The sequence below is a fragment of the Paenibacillus sp. FSL R10-2734 genome, from assembly GCF_037963865.1.
GTDB lineage: Bacteria > Bacillota > Bacilli > Paenibacillales > Paenibacillaceae > Paenibacillus_AQ.
In genome coordinates, this window is the sequence record NZ_CP150170.1 from 7264431 (window position 1) to 7287630 (window position 23200).

17 protein-coding genes and 1 pseudogene are annotated in these 23200 nt (G+C 46.3%); 5 read left to right on the forward strand and 13 right to left on the reverse strand.

Annotated elements, in window-relative coordinates:
- Nucleotides 1-33: 33 nt before the first annotated feature.
- Both NSS67_RS31455 and NSS67_RS31460 read right to left on the reverse strand, forming a co-directional pair.
- Complete coding sequence (locus NSS67_RS31455) at nucleotides 34-1125, reverse strand: D-alanine--D-alanine ligase (protein WP_339317700.1); 1092 nt, start codon at nucleotides 1123-1125, stop codon at nucleotides 34-36.
- A gap of 22 nt (nucleotides 1126-1147) precedes the next feature.
- Nucleotides 1148-2182 (reverse strand): amidase domain-containing protein, encoded by a 1035-nt coding sequence (locus NSS67_RS31460; RefSeq protein ID WP_339320758.1) that lies wholly within the window; start codon nucleotides 2180-2182, stop codon nucleotides 1148-1150.
- 210 nt (nucleotides 2183-2392) lie between these two features.
- On the opposite strand from NSS67_RS31460, the gene acnA reads away from it, so the two are divergent.
- Nucleotides 2393-5134, forward strand: coding sequence for an aconitate hydratase AcnA (gene acnA / locus NSS67_RS31465; RefSeq protein ID WP_339317701.1), 2742 nt, complete (start codon nucleotides 2393-2395; stop codon nucleotides 5132-5134).
- Nucleotides 5135-7331: 2197 nt separating this feature from the next.
- Here acnA and NSS67_RS31470 read toward each other — a convergent pair.
- The gene (locus tag NSS67_RS31470; protein ID WP_339317702.1) at nucleotides 7332-8075 is read right to left on the reverse strand and encodes an IclR family transcriptional regulator; all 744 of its coding nucleotides are present in this window, start codon (nucleotides 8073-8075) and stop codon (nucleotides 7332-7334) included.
- 273 nt (nucleotides 8076-8348) lie between these two features.
- Between NSS67_RS31470 and NSS67_RS31475 the strand changes: the two genes are divergently transcribed.
- Together NSS67_RS31475 and NSS67_RS31480 are read left to right on the forward strand one after the other, a co-directional pair.
- Nucleotides 8349-9389, forward strand: coding sequence for an alpha/beta hydrolase (locus NSS67_RS31475; RefSeq protein ID WP_339317703.1), 1041 nt, complete (start codon nucleotides 8349-8351; stop codon nucleotides 9387-9389).
- Nucleotides 9390-9606: 217 nt separating this feature from the next.
- On the forward strand, nucleotides 9607-10785 hold the full coding sequence (locus NSS67_RS31480) for a Fe-Mn family superoxide dismutase (RefSeq protein WP_339317704.1): 1179 nt from the start codon (nucleotides 9607-9609) through the stop codon (nucleotides 10783-10785).
- A gap of 120 nt (nucleotides 10786-10905) precedes the next feature.
- Here the strand turns inward: NSS67_RS31480 and folE are convergent, their stop codons facing one another.
- The 5 genes and pseudogenes from folE to NSS67_RS31505 form a co-directional block, all read right to left on the reverse strand.
- The gene (gene folE, locus NSS67_RS31485) at nucleotides 10906-11499 is read right to left on the reverse strand and encodes a GTP cyclohydrolase I FolE (protein ID WP_339317705.1); all 594 of its coding nucleotides are present in this window, start codon (nucleotides 11497-11499) and stop codon (nucleotides 10906-10908) included.
- 45 nt (nucleotides 11500-11544) lie between these two features.
- Nucleotides 11545-11802, reverse strand: coding sequence for a YneF family protein (locus NSS67_RS31490; protein WP_339317706.1), 258 nt, complete (start codon nucleotides 11800-11802; stop codon nucleotides 11545-11547).
- A gap of 172 nt (nucleotides 11803-11974) precedes the next feature.
- Nucleotides 11975-13129, reverse strand: a pseudogene (gene queG, locus NSS67_RS31495) (tRNA epoxyqueuosine(34) reductase QueG); the annotation flags it as partial.
- Nucleotides 13130-13158: 29 nt separating this feature from the next.
- On the reverse strand, nucleotides 13159-13767 hold the full coding sequence (lepB, locus tag NSS67_RS31500) for a signal peptidase I (RefSeq protein WP_339317707.1): 609 nt from the start codon (nucleotides 13765-13767) through the stop codon (nucleotides 13159-13161).
- Between the two features lie 189 nt (nucleotides 13768-13956).
- Nucleotides 13957-14376, reverse strand: coding sequence for a GNAT family N-acetyltransferase (locus NSS67_RS31505; protein WP_234534240.1), 420 nt, complete (start codon nucleotides 14374-14376; stop codon nucleotides 13957-13959).
- A 478-nt stretch (nucleotides 14377-14854) separates the two neighbouring features.
- Here NSS67_RS31505 and NSS67_RS31510 point away from each other — a divergent pair, with 478 nt between their 5' ends.
- On the forward strand, nucleotides 14855-15463 hold the full coding sequence (locus tag NSS67_RS31510; protein WP_339317708.1) for a superoxide dismutase: 609 nt from the start codon (nucleotides 14855-14857) through the stop codon (nucleotides 15461-15463).
- Between the two features lie 1372 nt (nucleotides 15464-16835).
- On the opposite strand, the gene mutY is transcribed toward NSS67_RS31510, so the two are convergent.
- Together mutY and acpS are read right to left on the reverse strand one after the other, a co-directional pair.
- Nucleotides 16836-18317: an A/G-specific adenine glycosylase gene (mutY, locus tag NSS67_RS31515; protein WP_339317709.1), complete on the reverse strand. Its 1482-nt coding sequence runs from the start codon at nucleotides 18315-18317 to the stop codon at nucleotides 16836-16838.
- Between the two features lie 37 nt (nucleotides 18318-18354).
- The gene (acpS, locus tag NSS67_RS31520) at nucleotides 18355-18753 is read right to left on the reverse strand and encodes a holo-ACP synthase (protein WP_339317710.1); all 399 of its coding nucleotides are present in this window, start codon (nucleotides 18751-18753) and stop codon (nucleotides 18355-18357) included.
- 206 nt (nucleotides 18754-18959) lie between these two features.
- On the opposite strand from acpS, the gene NSS67_RS31525 reads away from it, so the two are divergent.
- Nucleotides 18960-19781, forward strand: coding sequence for an alpha/beta fold hydrolase (locus NSS67_RS31525; RefSeq protein WP_339317711.1), 822 nt, complete (start codon nucleotides 18960-18962; stop codon nucleotides 19779-19781).
- Nucleotides 19782-19919: 138 nt separating this feature from the next.
- Here the strand turns inward: NSS67_RS31525 and nadE are convergent, their stop codons facing one another.
- The 3 genes from nadE to NSS67_RS31540 all read right to left on the reverse strand — a co-directional run bounded on the left by nadE (nucleotide 19920) and on the right by NSS67_RS31540 (nucleotide 23172).
- Nucleotides 19920-20729: an ammonia-dependent NAD(+) synthetase gene (gene nadE, locus NSS67_RS31530; protein ID WP_313641162.1), complete on the reverse strand. Its 810-nt coding sequence runs from the start codon at nucleotides 20727-20729 to the stop codon at nucleotides 19920-19922.
- Nucleotides 20730-20899: 170 nt separating this feature from the next.
- Complete coding sequence (locus NSS67_RS31535) at nucleotides 20900-21334, reverse strand: BrxA/BrxB family bacilliredoxin (protein ID WP_339317712.1); 435 nt, start codon at nucleotides 21332-21334, stop codon at nucleotides 20900-20902.
- A gap of 116 nt (nucleotides 21335-21450) precedes the next feature.
- Nucleotides 21451-23172, reverse strand: coding sequence for an ATP-binding protein (locus NSS67_RS31540; protein ID WP_339317713.1), 1722 nt, complete (start codon nucleotides 23170-23172; stop codon nucleotides 21451-21453).
- Nucleotides 23173-23200: the final 28 nt, after the last annotated feature.

The following is a 23200-nucleotide window of genomic DNA, read 5'->3' on the forward strand; positions in this document are numbered from 1 at the left end:
TTTCAGTCGGGATAAACCCGCTAGTAGCTTCAATTACTCGTTGTCGTACTTAAGACCTTGTTTGAAATTATAGCGCTCTAAGGCTAACTCAATCATACGGTCTAACAGAGTTCTATAGGATACACCCGTCTCACGCCACAATAGCGGATACATGCTGTAAGGAGTGAAGCCAGGCATCGTATTCACTTCATTAATTAGAATTTTGCCATCGGATCTCCGCAGGAAGAAGTCCGCACGAGTAATCCCACTGCCCTCAATTGCTCGAAAAGCAGTTATCGCGGACTCCCGCAGATGATCGGCTACTTCAGAATCTACTGGTGCAGGAATCATCATTTGCGATTTGCCGTCCGTATATTTAGCCGCGTAATCATAATATTCTCCAGAAGAAACGATTTCACCCGGGACAGAGGCCTCAGGCTCATCATTTCCGAGCACACCGACCTCTACCTCACGTGCATCCACGAATTCCTCAATAATGACTTTGGTGTCATAACGGAAGGCAAAGTCTATAGCTTTTACAAGACTTTCCTTATCAGTTGCCTTAGAAATACCTACACTTGAGCCCAGATTGGCAGGTTTCACGAATACCGGATACCCCAGTTTATCCTCTACACCCACAATCAACTCATGGCTTTTTCTTTTCCAAGCGCTGATGTTAAAATAACAATATTCACACTGATCCAGACCGGCATCAGCGAATAGCTTCTTCATAACAACTTTATCCATACCTGCTGAAGAGGCAAGAACACCAGCCCCGATGTAAGGAATATTCGCCATTTCGAACAGCCCTTGAATCGTTCCGTCCTCACCATACGTGCCGTGCAGCAGTGGGAACATTACGTCCACCGCTTTATCCGCACCGGATAGTCCACTAAATACCACATTTAGGGCTGTGCCCATATCTTCGGCTGCATCTGCAAGCTTGAGCTGTCCCACCTCACTGTAAGGCGCTGATAACGTCTCGCCAACCTTCCATAATCCCTGTTTTGAAATATAAAAAGGTATAATCTCATATTTATCGTAATCAAATGAGTTCATCACGGCAAAAGCCGTCTGTAGCGATACCTCATGTTCTCCGGATTTGCCCCCGTACACCAGCCCTACGGTTAATTTTGCGTTCCCCATACCCTTATTACCTCTTTCTGTACTATAAATAGTCGTTAATATGAAAAAAACGGTATTTCGTCTGATCCGTCCATGCGTAGGAATCACGATAGTCCCAGAAGCGATGACGGCTGCTAACTGTATGTGCATTCACAAGCGGCAGGCCACCAGCATCAAAGGCTGTGACGATCGTGCTGTGCTGATATTGTCCGTTGCCATCCCAGTCATATAAAATGACGTCGCCCAACATCAATTGCTCCGGCCGCTCCATGACATCCGCACGCAAGCCATTGCTCCGGCCAACGCTTAAATAGCGCTGCAGACTGTCTGATACAGCCCAGCTATAACTCCACCATTCTTGTTTTCCTTGGTAGCCTTTGTACCACCAACCCGTTTCTCTTTTACCAGTATAGTTGATCGGCGCTCCCCCTGCAAAGAGGCATTGGGAGACATAATTCGTACAATCTACCTCAAATGTTTCGAACTCTGGATTACCGTCTTTCCACCAACGGTCGGCATAAGCCACCGCCTCTTCACGGTTGTAGCGAACCTCTCTTGAGCCAGAAATCTCCCCAAGAATATTCCGGTTTAGAAGGGGCTGTGATGGCAATGGTGCAGGCAAAGCCTCTCCCCATTTAGACAACCTGCCAGATAACTCCACCTCTGCTCTATGAACTGTATTTCTTTCGGGAATGGTTCGTTCTATAGCAGCGATCTCCCAGCCCCCTCTGTCCCGCACAAAGGTCAACCGCTCCAGCTCAATCATATCCTCTCGGTGGTTAACGCCGCCTTTTTCATAATAAAGCGCACTGTGCAGCGTAACCTCTGCTACCACCTCGGTCGGAGTCTGCCGGACGGTCCGTAAAGTCTTAACGCCCGTTTCCCCCCGCAGCGGAGTTATCCCACGAGCGTTATACCATTCAGCAATACGGCGTGAACGTTCCCCCTGCTCCACCAGAAAGCGTGGATCCTTAACGGATACGGAAATAGTTTGCGATGAGGACTCAGGCTCCACCCTGGCCTTATTCACTTGATCTACATATACATATAGACTTTGCTTCCACTGTTGTTCCATTATACTCGCGCCCCTTCATTCCCTTTTAACTTCTGCTCTATGTATATGAAAGGAAACAGGCCGCTATACAGATCACTTCAATTTACAAGGAAGTGCATTATTCGGGCTATATATATAGGAAAAAAAACTTTACTCCCCTCTTTGTAACCGTTATAATTAAATAACATGCAATGTGAAATTGGGTTTCAATAGATGAAACAAGGAGGCGCACATATGCCAAGCAAGGATCATTTTTCGTTGGCCCGCACCCTGGAATCAGGTGGCAAATCTTATCGCTATTATGATCTTAATTCCCTCGAGGAACAAGGATTGGGCTCTATTTCTTCCCTTCCTTTTTCGATCAAAGTATTACTTGAGGCCGCTGTTCGTCAGTTTGATGGACGGGCGATTACAGAAGAACACGTGAAACAACTGGCTGACTGGTCAGGCGACATTGACCGCAATAAAGAAATCCCGTTTATCCCTGCTCGTATCGTACTTCAGGACTTCACCGGTGTTCCTGTTGTCGTGGATCTTGCAGCTATGCGCGACACCGTAAAGAAAGCTGGCGGAGATCCTAAACAGATCAACCCGCTCGTCCCAGTTGACCTTGTTATTGACCACTCTGTTATGGTTGATGCTTTCGGTACTGCAGACGCTTTAGAATACAATATGAACGTAGAGTTTGAGCGCAACGAAGAACGTTACCGTTTCCTTCGCTGGGCACAGACAGCTTTTAATAACTTCCGTGCGGTTCCTCCTGCTACTGGTATCGTGCATCAGGTAAATCTAGAGTATTTGGCTTCTGTAGCCACTACTAAAACTATCGATGGTGAAACTGTCGTTTATCCAGATTCCCTTGTAGGAACTGACTCCCATACTACGATGATCAACGGACTTGGTGTTGTGGGCTGGGGTGTAGGTGGTATTGAAGCTGAGGCAGGCATGCTCGGACAACCACTCTATTTTGTTACCCCTGATGTAGTAGGCTTCAAGCTTACAGGCAGCCTTATCGAAGGCGCTACTGCAACGGATTTGGCACTGACAGTAACTGAAATGTTACGTAAAAAGGGCGTAGTCGGCAAATTCGTCGAATTCTACGGTCCTGGTCTTGCTAACATCAGCTTGGCTGACCGGGCAACGGTTGCTAACATGGCGCCAGAATACGGAGCAACGATCGGTTTCTTCCCTGTAGATGAAGAGACACTTGCTTATCTTCGCAGCACGGGTCGTCCGGATGATCTTGTGGAGCTGGTTGAATCTTATTACAAAGCACAAGGGATGTTCCGCACTTCGAATACACCAGATCCTGAGTTTAGCGATGTAATTGAGCTTGACCTAGCTTCTGTCGTTCCAAGCTTGGCTGGACCAAAACGTCCACAAGACCGGATCGAGCTTACGCACATGAAAGAAAATTTCGAAGGCATTATCCGTACACCGGTAGACAAAGGCGGTTATGGTCTCAGCGATGAGAAAATCGCCCAAGTTGTAGAGATAGAGCATAAGAACGGCACTACAAGCAAGCTCAGCACAGGCGCAGTCGTGATCGCAGCTATTACAAGCTGTACGAATACTTCCAACCCTAGCGTTATGCTTGGAGCAGGTCTATTGGCTAAAAAGGCTGTGGAACGCGGTCTGACCAAACCAGCTTATGTTAAGAGCAGCTTGACTCCAGGATCATTGGTAGTTACTGAATATCTGGAAAAAGCAGACTTGCTGAAGCCACTCGAAGCACTAGGCTTCTACTTGGCTGGCTATGGCTGCGCTACTTGTATCGGTAACTCCGGTCCTTTGCCAGAAGAAGTTAGTCAAGCTATTACTGACAACGATATGACTGTAGCTGCAGTAATCTCCGGTAACCGTAACTTCGAGGGTCGTGTACATGCTCAGGTTAAAGCAAACTACCTGGCTTCCCCACCGCTCGTAGTCGCTTACGCACTGGCTGGCACTGTGAATATTGATTTACAGACTGAACCGCTCGGATTTGATCCACAAGGTGAGCCAGTATTCTTGAAAGATATTTGGCCAACTACTGCTGAAATTCGTGAAGCGATCGGTCTCTCCCTTAGTCCGGAGATGTTCCGCCGTAAATACGAAAATGTATTCACTGCTAATGAACGTTGGAATTCGATCCCTGTTCCGCAAGGCGAGCTATATGAGTGGGATGACAACTCCACGTATATCCAGAATCCGCCTTTCTTCGAGCATCTGGCAGACGGTCTTGGAGACATCAAGGATATCAAGAATGCACGTGTTTTAGCGCTGCTAGCTGATTCTGTGACAACCGACCACATCTCACCTGCAGGTAATATCTCTACCTCTGGTCCTGCCGGCGAATATTTGCGCGATCATGGTGTAGAACGTGCAGACTTCAACTCCTACGGCTCACGCCGCGGAAATCATGAAGTCATGATGCGTGGTACATTCGCTAATATTCGGATTCGTAACGCAGTAGCTCCAGGTACAGAAGGCGGAGTTACAACCTTCCTGCCAAGCGATGAAGTCATGTCCATCTATGACGCGTCCATGCTGTATCAGGACGCTGGTCAGAATCTCGTCGTTATCGCCGGTAAAGAATACGGCACAGGAAGCTCCCGTGACTGGGCTGCCAAGGGTACACTTCTTCTAGGGGTCAAAGCTGTTATTGCTGAGAGCTTTGAGCGTATTCACCGCAGCAATCTAGTTGGCATGGGCGTGCTTCCACTGCAATTCCAAGAAGGCCACGGCTGGACCAGCTTGGGACTGACCGGACGCGAGACCTTCAACATTACTGGTCTCGATAACAACGTGGAGCCAAGTCAAGAGCTAACTGTCACTGCTACCCGTGAAGACGGCACGCAATTCGATTTCCCTGTCATTGCACGACTCGACAGTACAGTCGATATTGATTACTATCGTAATGGTGGTATTCTACAAACTGTGCTTCGTCAAATGCTGGCGGATGCCACAGATTCTTCGGCTGTGTCGGTAGAATAGAATAGATTTAATATGAGACTGTCTCGCGGCCGTGAGTGGCTGTGAGTCAGTCCTTTTGTGTACTTTTGTGTACTTTTATGGAGTTTTGTGTAGTTATAAGGGGTTTGAATAGTTAAAGGGGTGTTCTTACAGCCATGAATCGGCTGCTAGGACACCCCTCTTTTCTTGTACCTCCCCCCACGGTCGTTCCAAACTCTAAACTACCTTTGATTCATTGATCTTTGCGCGTACGAAGCAGCTATCGGACTCAGGGCGGCATTATTGATTTGATGCTACCCCATCGGACTCAGGGAACACTTAGGGTTCGGCGCTATCGGACTCAGATGACCCTATACGCTGAATTATCCGACATTTGGCGTGTTATCGGACCCATAGTCGCTATTGGATGAAAAACACGCTATATGAGCCTGTTTTTGTTCGAATAGTTGCGTTGGTGTCCGATACTTTGCCAAACTGGCTATAAATTCGCAAATAGCGTCCCTTGAGTCCGGAAGGCTCAGGCGACGCTTAGGGTTCGGCGCTATCGGACTCAGATGACCCTATACGCTGAATTATCCAACATTTGGCGTGCTATCGGACCCCATAGTCGCTAATGGATGAAAAACACGCTATATGAGCCTGTTTTTGTTCGAATAGTTGCGTTGGTGTCCGATACTTTGCCAAACTGGCTATAAATTCGCAAATAGCGTCGCCTGAGTCCGGAAGGCTCAGAGGATGCTTACGGAACGCTTAGGGTTCGCCTAGAGTTCGGCGCCATCGGACTCAGATGACCCTATACGCTGAATTATCCGACATTTGGCGTGTTATCGGACCCCATAGTCGCTATTGGATGAAAAACACGCTATATGAGCCTGTTTTTGTTCGAATAGTTGCGTTGGTGTCCGATACTTTGCCAAACTGGCTATAAATTCGCAAATAGCGTCCCTTGAGTCCGGAAGGCTCAGGCGACGCTTAGGGTTCGGCGCTATCGGACTCAGATGACCCTATACGCTGAATTATCCAACATTTGGCGTGCTATCGGACCCCATAGTCGCTAATGGATGAAAAACACGCTATATGAGCCTGTTTTTGTTCGAATAGTTGCGTTGGTGTCCGATACTTTGCCAAACTGGCTATAAATTCGCAAATAGCGTCGCCTGAGTCCGGAAGGCTCAGAGGATGCTTACGGAACGCTTAGGGTTCGCCTAGAGTTCGGCGCCATCGGACTCAGATGACCCTATACGCTGAATTATCCGACATTTGGCGTGTTATCGGACCCCATAGTCGCTATTGGATGAAAAACACGCTAATTGTGCCTGTTTTTGTTCTAATAGCTGCGCTAGTGTCCGATACTTTGCCAAACTGGCTATAAATTCGCAAATAGCGTCCCTTGAGTCCGGAAGGCTCTGGCGACGCTTAGGGTTCGGCGCTATCGGACTCAGATGACCCTATACGCTGAATTATCCGACATTTTGGCGCTATCGGACCCCATAGTCGTTAATGGACGAAAAACACGCTATATGAGCCTGATTTTTGTTCGAATAGCTGCGCTCGAGTCCGATACAATGCCAAACTGGCTATAAATTCGCAAATAGCGTCGCCTGAGTCCGGAAGGCTCAGAGGATGCTTACGGAACGCTTAGGGTTCGCTTAGAGTTCGGCGCCATCGGACTCAGATGACCCTATACGCAGAATTGTACGACATTTGGCGTGCTATCGGACCCCATAGTCGCTAATGGATGAAAAACACGCTATATGAGCCTGTTTTTATTCGAATAGCTGCGCTGGTGTCCGATACTTTGCCAAAAAGGCTATAAATGTGCAAATAGCGTCCCTTGAGTCCGGAAGGCTCAGGGGACATCTAAAGAGCAACCGAAGATTACTGGAGTACGAGTTATGAGATTCGGCGTTCGGCGTTCGGCGTTCGGCGTTCGGCGTTCGGCGTTCGGTGTTCGGTGTTCGGCGTTCGGCGTTCGGCGTTCGGGGTTCGGGGTTCGGGGTTCGGCGTTCGGGGTTCGGCGTTCGGGGTTCGGCGTTCGGGGTTCCAAAGCAACATATGGTGGGCTAGCCAACGCTTACCTACAATCGGCCGAAGCATGCTACGCCTCCCCAAAAACAGCAAAACAGCGATCCTCCAGTACGGAATGATCGCTGATCTACTTTTTAATGGTCTGTCTCATTCTGTGAAAAACCCACGTTATGAGACTACCCTGTGCTTCTTATGGAATCATCATGCCCATTTCACTTGCTGCTTCCTTTAAGATTGCGGCATACTCCACTAACGTATCCCTAGACAGGCGACTGACCGGGCCTGACAGCGATAACGCCGCGATCACATTCCCACTACGGCCTGTAACAGGCACCGCCACTGCGGCTGCACCGGGCTCACGCTCCTCGAAACTTGTCGCATACCCCAGCCGGATGATCTCATTAAGCTGGTCTTTGTATACATCCTTTTCAACGTAGTCCGGCCACTCCGGGCTCTCGAGCAGCTCTCTCAACACCTCAGATGGAGCATAGGCTGCCAACACTTTACTCGACGCGCCTACAGATAATGGCAACCTGGCACCAATTTGCGCTACTCGACGAATAGCCTGCTGACTCTGTACCGCCTGAATACGCACGCGCTCAATACCATCCCGTAAGTAAAGACTGACCGTCTCTCCGAGACGATCTCTCAGCCGTTCCATTGAGGGTAGTAATACCGCTGCCGACTCGTCAAAAGTAGGGAGATGCGTGGACAACTCCCAGATTCGTATACCCAGCCTATATTTTTCTGTCGCCGGATTGCGAATGAGAAAGCCCTTTTCCTCGAGTGTTGCGAGCAATCTATGGACTGTACTCTTATGTAAGTCAATCTTCGATGCGATCTCCGTCAACCCTAAATCACTATCCTGTGTAAAGCAAAGTAATATGTCGAGCGCACGTTCTACCGCGCGTACCGTAAGCTTTCGGTCCTCCACAGTAATCCCCCCTCGTGTTTCATTAAATGAAACGCGGTTACATTATTATTAATTCTATCTTAGTGCAAAACTCTACGGAAAGTCCAGTATATTCAATGAGCCTGTAAAGACTGACCCGCACTTTACAGTTATATTACAAAAGGGTGTATTTCATTGACTTTGTAAGGGCTTAAACTTACGATAAACATATACAATCATTACTGATGCTTTAGAATCATTTTCGACAAATTATCCTAGGCACTAGTACTCACATCATACTTAGGAGGGGACCTTATGGATCTGACAACTAGCCGAACCGGCACGTCAGTCTCCCGTCGTCCTAAACTACCTAAACAGGGCAGTTCATCACGACTTTCGCTGCGGATGATCCGTGTTAAGCATATTATCGTTGCATTGCTATTATCTATATTTTTCTTTTTAGTATTTTGTTTTGTTTCGCTCCATGGTTACATCGCTTGGGTACTATCCAATCCAACTGTCGCTCCACTGTATTCCAATCCTATGATTGCAAAAGGCCTCGCCTACGAGGATGTAACCTTCCCTGCTAAGGATGGTAGTCGCATGATGAGCGGTTGGTATATTCCAGTCGAGGGAGCTACTAAGACTATCATATTCAGTCATGGATATGGCGCCAACCGCGAAGAGTCTTGGGTACCCATGTACGATCTAGCTCACTATGCGCACAGCCTGAATTTCAATGTCGTGATGTTTGACTACGGCTTCGCTGCTCATGGCAACAAGGATATTGCAACCGGCGGCAAAAAAGAATCTCAGCAGCTTCTTGGCGCCATTGATTTCGCTAAAGAACGCGGAGCTGAGGAGCTCGTAGTTTGGGGCTTCTCCATGGGTGCAGGCACAGCACTGCAAGCAGGATTAGTATCTGAGGACATCGACGCGATGATTCTGGACAGCACCTTTTTGTTAGAACCAGACACGCTGTACCATAATATTAAGCAGAATATAGACCTGCCTCGACAGCCTTCCCTAGCGATTATGGAAATGCTGTTCCCAGTGCTGAACGGTACGGGGCTGGATCAAATTCCTTATGCAAAGGTCAAATCGAAAGACTATCCTTTCCCTATCCTATTCATGCATGGAACTAAAGACGATAAAGCTCCTTATCCTATTGCCGAAGAACTAGCAGCGAACCAGCACAATCCATTCTCTGATTCATGGATCATTGAAGGTAGTCATCATGAGCTGTTGTTCCGTGAGCACCCCCGTGAGTATTTGCGACGGGTGTCAGCTTTCTTAGGGAATGTTCATCTGGCCAAAACCATTAATAGTGAGCAGCCAGCAATGGCAAGTAATTAACTAAGCACCCATTTATCACGACGAAAACTTACGTAAACTATAACCAAACGAACAGCCTCTTCCAGGGACAGAAAGAAGTATACCCAGGGAAGAGGCTGTTTCCATCCTCAGGAAAGCAGAACCCCAAGGGGCACGCCGAATGATATGTTCTTCATAAGCTTCCAAACCCGCTCATATAATGAACTGATGAAGACATATCACGGGAGGTTTTCTTGGCATGCTATATGTATATGGGCCGATGCTGCCAGTACGCATTCTAGAAGAAATCGTATTTTGGAAAACACAAGAGAAAGAGCATACCGAGGTTATCAAGGCGATTGTGCCTAAATTGGAAGAGCCTTATGTTAAGCTACTGGATGAATGGGCCGTTGTTTTCGGTGCAACGGAGCAAGCGGCACAGCAGCTATTGAATGCTGCTCTTTCCCCCTCACCTCCGAATCAGGCTGAACTCGCTGCAGAAACGGAGAAGCTATTGCTTATCTCTTGCACCCAATCACAAGAATTCATTCGGCAGCTTTTTGCCATCATGGAGAGTAGCGCAGCAGTCAAAGCCGTTCCCCTTTCAACCACTGTAATCCTGCACATTATTCGCGAATCGGAATACTTCCTCGCCGTACTGCAAACCCTGAGCTCGCCCGGAAAGCTATCGCAAATCATGCGTGATTACACAGAGGAATATGTCGTAAGAATCAATACAGAAAATATCACACGGAACGATGCATTCACCACTTTCACTGATACTGTTCCTGATACCCAAGATAGAAACGGCGCAGTACCCATTGGCGGCCATACGCTACCACCTTTGCCCTATGCTTATAATGCACTGGAACCGTACATTGACGAGAAGACGATGAGAATTCATCACGATAAGCATCATCAAAGTTATGTAGATGGATTGAACAAGGCTGAAGTTAAACTAGCCGATTCCCGTAAAAACGGTGACTTTGATCTTGTTAAACATTGGGAGAGGGAGCTCGCCTTTAATGGCGCCGGCCATTATCTCCACACAATCTTTTGGAACGTGATGTCTCCTCAAGGTGGGGGGCGCCCAACCGGAGCGCTACTGGAAGCTATCGAGCAAAGCTTTGGAAGCTATGACAGCTTCAAGAAGCAGTTCACCGAAGCTGCGATTAAGGTAGAAGGTGGCGGATGGGCCATTCTTGTTTGGAGTCCGCGCAGCCATAGACTAGAAATTCTCACCGCAGAAAAACATCAAAATTTATCGCAATGGGATGTTGTTCCGCTCTTAGCCTTGGATGTATGGGAACACGCCTATTACTTGAAGCATCAGAATAATCGTGCTGATTATATTAACGATTGGTGGAAGGTTGTTAACTGGCCATATGTGTCAGAGCGTTATGCTGCCGCTAGTAAACTGGCATGGAAACCCTACTGATCTCATTCCAATTGGCGAAGAACATCTCTTTTTTTCCATTAAATGACCCAAAAGGGCCTACCGTTCACATCAAGCGAACGATAGGCCCTTCTAATTCCGAGGTATAAACACCTCTATATACTATTCCTTAATCAAGCTTAGAAACTCCGCACGTGCGGCGGCATTCTCCCGGAAGACCCCTCTAGTAGCCATGGTTACCGTCTTGCTGCCTGGCTTCTTCACTCCACGAGCACACATACAAAGATGTTCACCTTCCACAACGACCATAACGCCGTGAGGGCCTAACACCTCCGTCATAATATCAGCAATTTGCGTCGTAATGCGTTCTTGAACCTGCAAACGCCGACTCACTGCTTCCACAAGGCGAGCTAATTTGCTGAGTCCAGCAATTCGTCCGCTCGGGATGTACCCAATATGCACTTTACCGAAGAAAGGAGCCATGTGGTGCTCACATTGGCTGTAATAGACGATATCCTTAACGATCACTAGCTCTTCATGAGACTCATCAAAAGTAACGCCGAGCGCCTCGCGGGGATCTATCGAATAACCGCCGAATATCTCCTCGTACATCCGCGTAACACGTGCTGGTGTTTCCAGCAGTCCCTCGCGGCCGGTATCTTCACCGATTAATTCTAATATTTTCTCAACGTGATACTCGATTTGCTCACGGTTCTCAGAAACTTTACCGTTCACATATTCCTTGATGTTCCCCATGATGTCTCCCCCTTCCGCACCCGTATACATTCTATCCGGACTCGGTTACTTACTTCTACGTTTATTCCCTTTAGCTGCTCCTGGGCGGGCGCCTGTCTGATTCGGATTCTGATTCTTCATCATTTGCTGGGCACGTTGCATTTGTTTCCCATTCAGGTTATAGCCCATTTGTTTTGCAACCTTTTGCAGCATTTCAGGATCATTCTGCATAGTTGTCATTTGTCTGCGCAGATAATACACACCGATAAAAAATCCACCGATGAGACCTACGACTAATGTAATAATAGGTAATGCGATATTCATCTAAAGCCCACCCCTACACTCTATTGTCTGCATCGCCATATGGCGCGCGAATCTATCATAGCATTTCGAGAACTGGACAGCAATTGGGAATATACAACCTGTCTATGATCTCTTTCCTTCATTAAACATCACTGTCCTCTTGTACCTGCTTCGCAGTAAGGAGTACATCCTGCGCTCGACTCAGCATTTGCCTTACTATGTCATGCTCCTCGCGCTCTAAAGCCGATTCTACGGCAGCTAGAGCCTCCTCACCACCGATACGTCCCAGCGCCCACGCAGCAGTGCCTCGCATCTCAGGCCGTGGCTCTTTCAGAACAATTTCTGATAGCTTTGGCACAGCGCCCGCTTCCTTGAAATTGCCGAGGCCGATGATCGCATTGCGCTGAATCGGCTTTTTACCTCTCCAGGCAGCAGAGCTGCTACCGAACCTATCCTTAAACTCGCGATTGCTAAGATCAAGGATCGGTAATAGCAGCGGCTTCACGATCTCAGGATCTGGAAGCATCTGAGGGCGATGATTCCAGTTCTTCCCCCTGTTCTTGGGACATACAATCTGGCAGGTGTCACAGCCGTACAGACGGTTGCCAATCTTGGTCATGTACTCCTCACTCAGAAATCCTTTGGTCTGCGTCAGATAAGAGATACAAGCCTGTGCATTAAGCTGCCCCGGACCCACCAACGCTCCAGTTGGACAAGCATCAATACACTTGGTACACTCCCCGCACCCTTCCTCGACTGCCTCGTCCGGAGGAAAAGGTATGTTCGTAACCATCTCCCCAAGAAAAATCCAAGACCCCCATTTGGGAGAGATGATGGAACAGTTTTTGCCGCTAAAGCCTATTCCCGCTCTTTCAGCGACTGCTCTATCTACCAGCACACCGGTATCCACCATGCTTTCCAGCACAGCCTCCGGTACACGCTCATGAATAAAATCCTCTAACTTACTTAATGCTTCCCTTAGCACATGATGATAATCCCTGCCCCATGATGTTCGAGCGAGAATGCCTCTGCGCGCACCTGGCTCAGACTTCGGAGGGTTCTCCATTTTGGAAGGGTAAGCCACCGCAATTGAAATAATAGATAGCGGCTTGTCCCCGGAGGACAGTGCGGGAATCGTCCTTTTATCCAGATCCGGTTCCTCGAAACCAGAGTCATAGCCTTTGTCCCGATGGTCTTGCAAAATATTTTTTAAATATAAAAATGGCTCTGCAGTAGTAAACCCGATATCATCAATACCGAGTGACGATGCAGCCTCCTTAATTTCAGCTTTGAGCTGTGCCCACTTGGAAGGCGGGGGAGCATAAGGTGACTGAAATGTATTGTTCATTTCCGCCTTCTCCTTTTTCTATGAATTTCTTATAGTCCTTTCAGTTTAGACAGCGGCCACCATATATAATCCGCCCTGCCTACAATCAAGTCCTGCGGGATGGAGCCGAAATAACGACTGTCTTTGCTTGCTGAGGCATGCCGGTTATCTCCCATGACAAAATAGTTTCCGCTTTCTACGGTTAACGCCGCAAAATCAGGGTCTTCAATCTCGGTATCTATATAGGGCTCATTCACTATTTTTCCATTTACATATAACTGGTGATCCTTAACTTCTATGATATCTCCAGGTATGCCAATGACTCGTTTCACCAAAAACTCCTTACGACTGGGTCCAGTGCTCGGATCATGAAGAATGACAACATCCCCGTGTTTCGGGTTTACAAACATCAATGACAGCTTATTAATGAAGAGCCTCTCACCTTCCAAAAGCGTTGGCTGCATAGACTGGCCTTTAACCGTTGAAATATTGAACACAAAGATATTAAGAACCGACATCACCGCAAAAACAACTACCGCTGTAAGCAACCAATCCTTCAATTCCGCGGCCAAACGACCTCCACAGCCTTTCTTTGATCTGGAGCTTCTATGTCTCTGTTTCCGATTCCGCATGAACTCTACTTGGGGCTCCTGACTCAATATGTCACCTCATATTCTCGATTATTGAAGTCTATACTTTCAGATATTATAACAATAAAAAAGCATATCTCCCAGCCATTAGCAATGGACTTCTGGAAAATACGCTTGAGTATGAATGTATCAGACTATATCATCAACTATAGTTCTTTATTTGGAAAATGTTTCCGCTTACGCGGCTGAGTAATTCAATTACCCAACAATGCTCAGCTTCCGGACAGATTTGAAAATCTGATCCTCGCTATATCCCATAGCTTCATACAATGGCAAAGCAAAAGAATTATGCTCATCGACAGCTACGTAGATACCACTAACCTTACGAGCTTGAAACCTGGATTCCATAGCCGATACCAGACTTCTACCGACTCCTCTGCGGCGATAATCAGGATGTACAGCAATCCGGAAATAACAACCGTGGTTTTTCTCAATCGTACCAATCAGTGCTCCAACAATTTCTTCTTCATCTTCCGCAACTACAATGAGATCTGAATCCCATGAAAGCTGCCTGGAGAAAGGCTCGATAGTGTTCTCGAAACACTCTTCCGATAATGCAGTTTGCAGCAAATCAGTCACAGGGCTAACGTCGCTTAATTGAAAGGAACGAACGTGCATTCTTTAAAATCTCCCTTGTCTATGGCTTATGAATTTAACAAAAAGAAGGGGTTCCCTTAACATTGAGAAAATAAAAAAAAGCATCAAATACCGAGGAATACCTGCTTTTAAATCTATTAAAGCACACTTTTCTCGTGATATCATCACTTTTCTTTTGAAAGCGCTTAATATCAAGCGTTTACATTTTAGAAAGATTCATTGTTTCATTATAAGGGTAATGATATAGATATATGTCTATAGGGAAAAAGCTCATCCATTTAACATTTTATACACAATTGGTAATCTAGTTTACACTCCTAATATACTTTATAAACATTTATGTTTGTTTAGTGTTGCATTATTGTTCTAGATACTGTTTAATTAAAGTATCCTATTGGGCGATACCCTATAGTACATATCAACAATAAAGAATTTTGACGATAAACCGCCAGAATTCTTTATCTATACAAATTCTAATATACTCAGGAGGGATTTTTCCATGGCATTTCAATTACCAGCACTTCCTTATGCAAACAACGCACTCGAACCACACATCGACGCATTAACGATGGAAATTCACCATGACAGACACCATAACACATATGTGACTAATCTGAACGCAGCTTTGGAAAAGGCACCTGAATTGCAAGGCAAAAGCATTGAAGAGCTTCTTACTGATCTGAACGCTGTACCAGAAGCTATCCGTACTGCTGTTCGCAACAACGGTGGTGGACACGCTAACCACACTCTGTTCTGGGAAGTTATCGGACCAAACGGCGGTGGCGCACCAACTGGCGCATTGGCAGCAGCTATTGATAGTGAGCTAGGTGGATTTGATAAATTCAAAGAAGATTTCGCAGCAGCAGCAACTACTCGTTTCGGCAGTGGCTGGGCTTGGCTAGTTGTTAAAGATGGCAAACTGGCAGTAACAAGCACACCTAACCAAGACAACCCAATCAGCGAAGGCGCTACTCCAATCCTCGGACTAGATGTATGGGAGCACGCTTACTACCTGAACTACCAAAACAAACGCCCTGATTACATCAAAGCGTTCTGGAACGTAGTAAACTGGGAAGAAGTTGGCAAACGTTACGAAAGCGCGAAATAAGGAATTATATTACGGATAAAGTCATAGTCTTCAAGGCTGTGGATTTACCGTTTAACTAAGCACAAATAAAGAAGGTATCTCAGAGCCGCAATGGCTAGGGGATACCTTCTTTTGTTTGGGTGGGGATGAGTTTGGAAAGATAGTTTGTTAGTGAGATGGTTCGTTTGGGAGTCGGTTCGTTAAAGCAGGTTCGTTGGAAACAGGTTCGTTAGAAACAGGTTCGTTAGAAATAGGTTCGTTAGAACAGATTCGTTTAAAAACAAGTAGAGCAGATCTTTTTCCTCGGACATCGTTTTTTTATGCCGCCTTAATGCGGATCAATGAATGTGGATCGAGACTCCCCTTTATCGTAATTCAGTTGGAAAGACGCATAAATGAAGCATTATGCCTCTGAATAGGGAAAAACTCCCTATAATTCTGCTCATTTGCTCTATAAATACGAGTAATCAGGGAAAAACTCCCTATAAATCATCCATTTTAGAGCATATTTCGGGTATTCTCCCAAATTATAGGGATATTTTCCCTGTAAACATCAAATGCAGGTCCCTTCAGCCAGTTTATAGGGAGGAATTCCCTATAAACTGCCCGCGGGGGTGAAGTAAGAGATCATATATAGATGCGAACCCCACTCTCTCTTCACATAACCCATACATTCACCACATTTAACTCATCTACATACTCAACTCACTTAGCACAATCGAATCATTCTACGCATCAAACTACATAAACACATCCAACTCTCTTAGCGCACTCGACGTAACTAACACATCAACACACTCAACTCACTTAGCGCACTCGACGCATCTAACACATCAAACTACATCAACACACTCAGCGCACTCGACGCATCTGTCACATCAACACATTCAACTCACTCGACGCATCTAACACATCAATACACCAACACACTCAACTCAGCACAATCGACGTATCTAACACATCAATACACTCGGCACAATCGAAGCATTCTACACATCAAACTACATCAACACACTCTACGCATCTACACCATTTAACTCACTTAGCACACTAAACGCATCTAACACATCTAACACATCTAACACATCAAACTACATCAACACACTCAACTCAATTAGTACAAACGAGCATTCAACACTTCAAACTACATCAACACATTTAACTCATTCTACACATTCAACTCTATCGACGCATCTAACACATCAACTCACTCAGCACAATCGAAACCTTCTACACAACAAACACATCGACACATTCAACATATCTCTTACCCTAGAGATTTCAGATACATTTTTTACTTAATCCACTTCAATAAACTTTATTTACTTCTGGTACTTCTCATATATCTGCTACTTCTCTTACAACTCATTCTACTGCCACACTGGATAAGCTCCTACTTCTCTGACTTCGCCTTCTCTTCCTGCTCATCAAAATAAAGGTTCAACAGCTTCAAGAAGACATTAGGGAACGCATAATTAGCCATGTCCTCACGGCTGATCCAGCGCACTGCTCCGCCATCCTCTGGGCTAGCGTTACCGTCCTCAAATCTCTCTACGGGAATGCTGCTGTCCACCTCTGGGAACAGCCCCGTATCCGCGTTGTAGACCGCCCGTCCTTCTGCCGCTATCGGCAGCGGAAGGGCGTCCTCTTCCCTGCAGCGATACACCTGCAGGGTCCACACAATATGGCTGAAGATATGCTCAGCAGCCATCCAGTGCTCCTCAGGCCGGGCGGAGATCCCGGCCTGTCGCAGTGACCGGCGCAGCCGGTCCAGTGCCGCGGCCTCCGGCAGCCGCGCGCTCTTGGCGCCGCCTTCCGCTGGCGGCGCCTGCCAGTGCGGCAGCTCCCACATGCGGGCTAACAGCCCGCTTTGTGGCCGCTGCCGGATGAGCACTTGGCCCGCGTGGGCACCGCGGCCCTCGATTAAGGCCGCCAGCCGCTCCTCTGGGCGCGGCGGCTTGGCCTTGGTCTTGACGGGCAGCGAAGTCTCGCAGCCCGCCAGGCGCGCAGCGCAATGCTCCATCACCGGGCAGGTTAAGCAGCTCGGTGATTTTGGGGTGCATACGAGCGCCCCAAGCTCCATAAGCGCCTGATTAAAAGAGGCAGCTTCCCCCTCCGGGATCAGCTCAGCCGCCAGGTGCTCCATTTTCACGCGGGTGGGTCCCTTAGCGATATCGTCCTCGATGAGGAAGTATCGGGACAACACCCGCATCACATTACCGTCCACCGCGGGTTCCGGCCGGTTAAACGCGATACTAAGGATGGCCCCTGCTGTGTAAGGTCCCACTCCCTTTAAGCTGAATACCGCCTCACGGTCGTTCGGCACCTGCCCACCATAAAGCACCTTTACCTGCTTGGCTGCATGCTGTATATTACGCGCACGGGAATAATAACCTAAGCCTTCCCAGCACTTAAGCACGTCTTCTTCAGGGGCGTCAGCGAGTGACTCCACCGTCGGAAATCGTTCAATAAAACGATTAAAATAAGGGATCACCGTGTCTACCCTTGTCTGCTGCAGCATGATTTCAGAGATCCAAATATAATAAGGATTGCGGTGTCTGCGCCATGGCAAATCCCGTTTCTGCCCTTGATACCACTCCAGCAAATGATAACTGAAATATTGCTTAGCCTCCCGCAGCTCCTGATCTTGTTTATCTTGTCCTTCCTTTAAATCGATCTGTACTTTTTGTTCACACTGATCTTGTTTATCTTGTCCTTCTTTAATATCGAGCTGTTTTTGTACTTCATCTTGATCTTTCAAAGCTTGTCCTTCTTTTAAATCTCGCCCTTCTTCTTGTTCCTGCAAATCCTGTCGTTTTTCCCGTTTTTCTAGTTCTTCTCGTTCTCGTTGACCTTGTAAATCTTGTTGTGTCATTGTAACTCTCCTTGCCCCTCTATAATCACCGTTCAATTCATGAACCTAGCTCCTCCACGACCGCAAAGGCTGAAGCCAAATTACGGCCATGTGTTATCGTAAGATGAATGGTATACTTCTGTCCTTCAGGCAGACCTAATCTGCTCCAGGCTTCGCACGATAAGGTTACTTCTGGCTTACCTTTATGGTCAGGTAATATCTCAATATCCTGAAAACCAACTACATTACCGATGCCACAGCCTAAGGCCTTCACAACGGCTTCCTTGGCAGCAAAGCGCCCAGCTACGAACTCAGCCAACCTTCCGCCTCGTTGCTCAGCAAGCTGGTACTCTTGCTCCGTTAGGACGCGTTGGTTAAATTTCTTTCCCATTCCCCTATGCATTACCTCTGAGATTCGTTCAATTTCTAACACATCATGTCCGATTCCGTAAATCAAAATTTCACGCTCCTTATGGACGTGTATCCTATACTACTTCAATAATGGTATGATCATTATACAGGTCATTCATTTCAATTTTTAATTATAGTCCTATAAGATTCTTTCTGCTATCTTAAAAGAAAATGCTTTGGAAGTCTATCCAGCGCCTTCGTGATGGACTTGCTAATTTACTTCATTTTTATATATAGAGAGGGGATTTCCCTATGAAGCATCGTAATTTCGAAATACCTGCCGGAGAAGATGCTGTTCTCCGCTGTTCGCACTTTCCTGCCAAAGGAGTGCCTAAGAGCCTTATCGTTATTGCACACGGTTACAAGGGCTTCAAAGATTGGGGGATGTTTCCTTACATAGCCACTGTTCTCAGCCAAGATCATGAAGTGATCACCTTCAATTTCTCTCATGCTGGAATCGGAGAGGATCTGCTGCATTTTAATGAGCTTGAGAAATTCGCCCGCAACACCTTTCGACGTGAGCTGAAGGATATGGAGATCCTATTGTCCTATCTTAGCCAGCACCCGAAATTTGGCAGCCTGCCCTTATTCCTTCTTGGCCACAGTCTCGGAGGGGGTATTTGTCTGGTCTACACGCTTGACCATCCCAATGAAGTTAGCGGGGTCATCTCCTGGAACGGGGTTACGAAGCTAGATTTGCTGACGGAAGAACAAAAGCAGGAAATGAAGGAAAGAGGTCGAACCCATGTCCTTAATGGGCGTACTGGCCAACAAATGCCGCTGGATGCTGTTATTTTAGAAGATATGGAGAAGCATAAAGAACGTTATAACATCCTTGAACGTATGAAGACAGCAACCTTCCCGGTTGTTCTTATTCAAGGCAGTCAGGATGGAGCACATCTTCGGCAAGGATCTGAGCAGCTTACCAAGCTTCGACCGGATATTAACTGGGTGCAGATTCCTGAGGGTAATCATACCTTCTGCACTGTGCATCCTTTTGCCGGCACTACTCCACAATTGGAGCTTGCGATTGCCGCAACAACTAATTTCATCAATCAGACGCTAGCTGAGTAATTCTTCTATAGTCCACCCAGCTCACAAAATATCCCCACAAAGTGAGGCTTTGCTTTGATGAGTACTTTCTGATATGTTAAAAACCGCCGCGAGTTCTGCTACTACGCAGACCCGTGGCGGTTTCTAGTTCAAACTATTCTAAATCCCAGGAATGACATTGCGCTTATGCGCCGTTCTCCGGTAATAATTCTCGAGTTTCTCCGCTACCTCAGGGTTAACCTGCTTACCTTCCAGATAGTCACTATTATCGTCATAAGTAATACCCAGCTCGGTTTCATCCGTCTGCCCCGGCCACAATCCTGCCGTAGGTGCTTTAGTGACAATATCCGCTGGCACACCAATATGAGCAGCTAATTGACGAACCTGACGTTTGTTAAGTGTAGATAGAGGTGTGATATCTACAGCTCCATCTCCCCACTTGGTGTAGAAGCCTGTAATGGCTTCGGAAGCATGATCTGTTCCCACTACAATCAGATTGTTCTCAAAAGAGAGTGCATATTGCATAACCATGCGTGTTCTCGCTTTAACATTTCCCTTGCCTTGATGCGTCATGTGGCGATGCTGGCCTAATGACTTCAGGCTATGCTCAACTTCAAGCGCAATTTCATTTACAGCTTCCTCAATATTAGTCTCCACTGTATGGGTCAGATTAAAAGCTTTAGCGACATCATAACTGTGCTGGATATCCTCTTGAACACCATATGGCTGGAATACGCCCAGCGTAATATACTCTGTACCTTCCTGTGCCGACAGCTCGTCCGTAGCCTGTTTACATAAACCCGCAGCTACCGCACTGTCCACCCCACCACTAATGGCGATCAATAATCCCTTGGCACCTGCCTTAAGCACGTACGATTTTAAGAAATCAACTCGTTTACGTACCTCTGCTTCTACATCAATCGTTGGCTTCACGCCAAGATCAGCAATAATTTCTTCCTGTAAACTCACAAACCACACCCCGTTCCATCAGAAATGGTTCCATATCCATCAAAATATCCATACCAAGTGAAGCGCTAAGCTTCTAAGTGTATTCTATCCCATTATCGCTCTTATATTTTGAAAAATCCCGCATACAGCCGAATTACCGACTGATGCGAGATTATATGGAATAACTTTTTTTACTTGCACAAACGATTGAAGACTTCTGTCAATTCAGCAGCAATTTCAGCAGACGAACGATTTTCTACACTATGACGTTCAATAAAATGAACGAGCTCTCCATCCTTCATCAATGCGATGGAAGGTGAAGATGGCGGATAAGGAGCAAAATATTCACGTGCTTTGGCAGTGGCTTCTTTCTCTTGACCTGCAAACACTGTGAACAAGTGATCCGGAGTGATCTCATTTTGCAATGCCTGAGCTACACCAGGACGACATTGTCCAGCGGCACAACCACAGACCGAATTCACGACTACAAGAGCCGTACCTTTTGCGGTAGGAAGAGTGGCTTCCACCTCTTCTGGAGTCATAAGCTCCTGAAACCCAATGCTTGTCAGGTCATCACGCATAGGTTGAATCGAATCTCTCATATATTGATTAAAAGACATGGACATTTCTCTGCACTCTCCTTCACTAATTACTGTTTTGTCAGATAACATTACAGCAGTACTTACTAACTTTATTATACATTCATACTCTGTGAAAGCAAGAGATGCTGCAGTAGCCTGATTTAATCTGCAAGTACAACTCCGCTATATTCTTCCTTTACTAAAGGGAAGGAGATGGTAAATACCGTACCTTCTCCTTCTACAGACTCTACATTTATTTTACCGTTATGCCGTTCCACAATACCGAGACACAAGGATAACCCTAGACCCGTCCCCTCCCTTTTCGTTGTAAAAAAGGGTGAGAATAACATCTCTCGTTGACTTTCCGACATGCCGATCCCTCTATCTCTTACAATCAGCTCCACTTTATCCTGTGTACTATGTGTTTCCAGTGTCAGAACCCCCTTGGGTCCCATAGCCTCCATGCCGTTGCGTCCTAAATTAAGGATGAGCTGCTTTATTTCCCGAACGTTTAAATCCAGTTCATGAATAGATGCGTTCAGCTTTAGCTCAACACTTTGACCACGAAGATTAGCATCAGCCCACAATAGCGGACTAACTTCTTCTATAATCCGGTGTAATAGCACCTTTTCCTTATCCGAAATCCGGCTCTGCGCCAGTGATAGAAAATCATTAATAATACTATTCGCCCGATCCAGCTCCTCGAGCACGATCTGATAATAAGAATCCAAATCATCCGAACTTTTTTCTCTCATCAGCTGCAAAAACCCACGAACTACCGCCATAGGATTACGAATCTCATGGGTAATTCCAGCGGCCATCTGTCCTACTAAACTCAAGCGTTCCACATGATCCAGCTCTGAGCGGAGTTTTACTTCACTAGTAATATCCTGTGCAATGAGTACCACTCCACCAGATAATTCTGTGTTCGTATTCACTAGCGGTGCTGAATAAATTTGGTAAATCCGCGAGTCGTGAAGCATTCGTTCATGGGAACGTCGTTTGGTGCGGATGTTATCCCGTACCCGCTTATATGCCTCAGCATCCGCTGAACCGTTAAAAAATTCCCTAACCGGCTTGCCAATAATATCTTCCCTTAACAAATTGGGATAATGAGTCCTTATCATTCCCAGCATACAATCATTAAGATCGGTTACAACTCCGTGATCATCCAAGGACATAATACTGAGGGGCACTACATTTGTAATCTGTTGCAGCTTCTCAGACTCCCACTGAAAATTATCACTTATACTTTCCTTATGTACTTTAGTCCGCCATCTACTCCAGACCATTTCAACAAAATAAACAAAAATCCCACCTAGCGCAATGGTGCAAAATAGATACAAAGTAATCAAAAGTGACTCGCCAGAATGGGCTTCATATATATTTTCCCCACCTATAATAGGTACAAGCGCAATAAACAACATATTCGGACAAAGAACCATCCATAACATACCTATCTTCTCTACCACTGTGCCTTTCTTAAAAGGCTTAGCTAGCCCAAACAGCAACGGATATAATAATATTCCTGAATTTAATATCATACTACTTATTCCTGTTGGCTCGGCAATGAATATATTACAGATAAGCAAATAGATGGACAGCAGAATGCCTGAACGTACACTTCCATATAAAATACCGATATAAGCAGGGATCATTCCTAAATTCAAATAAGCAACACCGAATAAAGTCGTTGAAAGAAGAGAGCATAGGAGCAGACTTAGTGTGCACGCGAAAACCAAAAAGGTTTGATTATCCGGGAATCCATCTTTTTTCCGAGCTGCAAACCCTCGGTCCACCCACCAATGAATCAGAAAAAGAAAGGAGCATGCTGCCGATATTTGCAATAATATATCCTTAATTGCGTCAATAATTACAATCACACCCCAAAATGGACAAATTGCCCTACAT

Excerpts from the sequence above, each read along its gene's own strand:
- NSS67_RS31455 (WP_339317700.1), bottom strand. The coding sequence starts at position 1,125 with ATGGGGAACGCAAAATTAACCGTAGGGCTGGTGTACGGGGGCAAATCC.
- acnA (WP_339317701.1), top strand. The coding sequence starts at position 2,393 with ATGCCAAGCAAGGATCATTTTTCGTTGGCCCGCACCCTGGAATCAGGT.
- NSS67_RS31475 (WP_339317703.1), top strand. The coding sequence starts at position 8,349 with ATGGATCTGACAACTAGCCGAACCGGCACGTCAGTCTCCCGTCGTCCT.
- NSS67_RS31480 (WP_339317704.1), top strand. The coding sequence starts at position 9,607 with ATGCTATATGTATATGGGCCGATGCTGCCAGTACGCATTCTAGAAGAA.
- folE (WP_339317705.1), bottom strand. The coding sequence starts at position 11,499 with ATGGGGAACATCAAGGAATATGTGAACGGTAAAGTTTCTGAGAACCGT.
- NSS67_RS31490 (WP_339317706.1), bottom strand. The coding sequence starts at position 11,802 with ATGAATATCGCATTACCTATTATTACATTAGTCGTAGGTCTCATCGGT.
- NSS67_RS31505 (WP_234534240.1), bottom strand. The coding sequence starts at position 14,376 with ATGCACGTTCGTTCCTTTCAATTAAGCGACGTTAGCCCTGTGACTGAT.
- NSS67_RS31510 (WP_339317708.1), top strand. The coding sequence starts at position 14,855 with ATGGCATTTCAATTACCAGCACTTCCTTATGCAAACAACGCACTCGAA.
- mutY (WP_339317709.1), bottom strand. The coding sequence starts at position 18,317 with ATGACACAACAAGATTTACAAGGTCAACGAGAACGAGAAGAACTAGAA.
- NSS67_RS31525 (WP_339317711.1), top strand. The coding sequence starts at position 18,960 with ATGAAGCATCGTAATTTCGAAATACCTGCCGGAGAAGATGCTGTTCTC.
- NSS67_RS31535 (WP_339317712.1), bottom strand. The coding sequence starts at position 21,334 with ATGTCCATGTCTTTTAATCAATATATGAGAGATTCGATTCAACCTATG.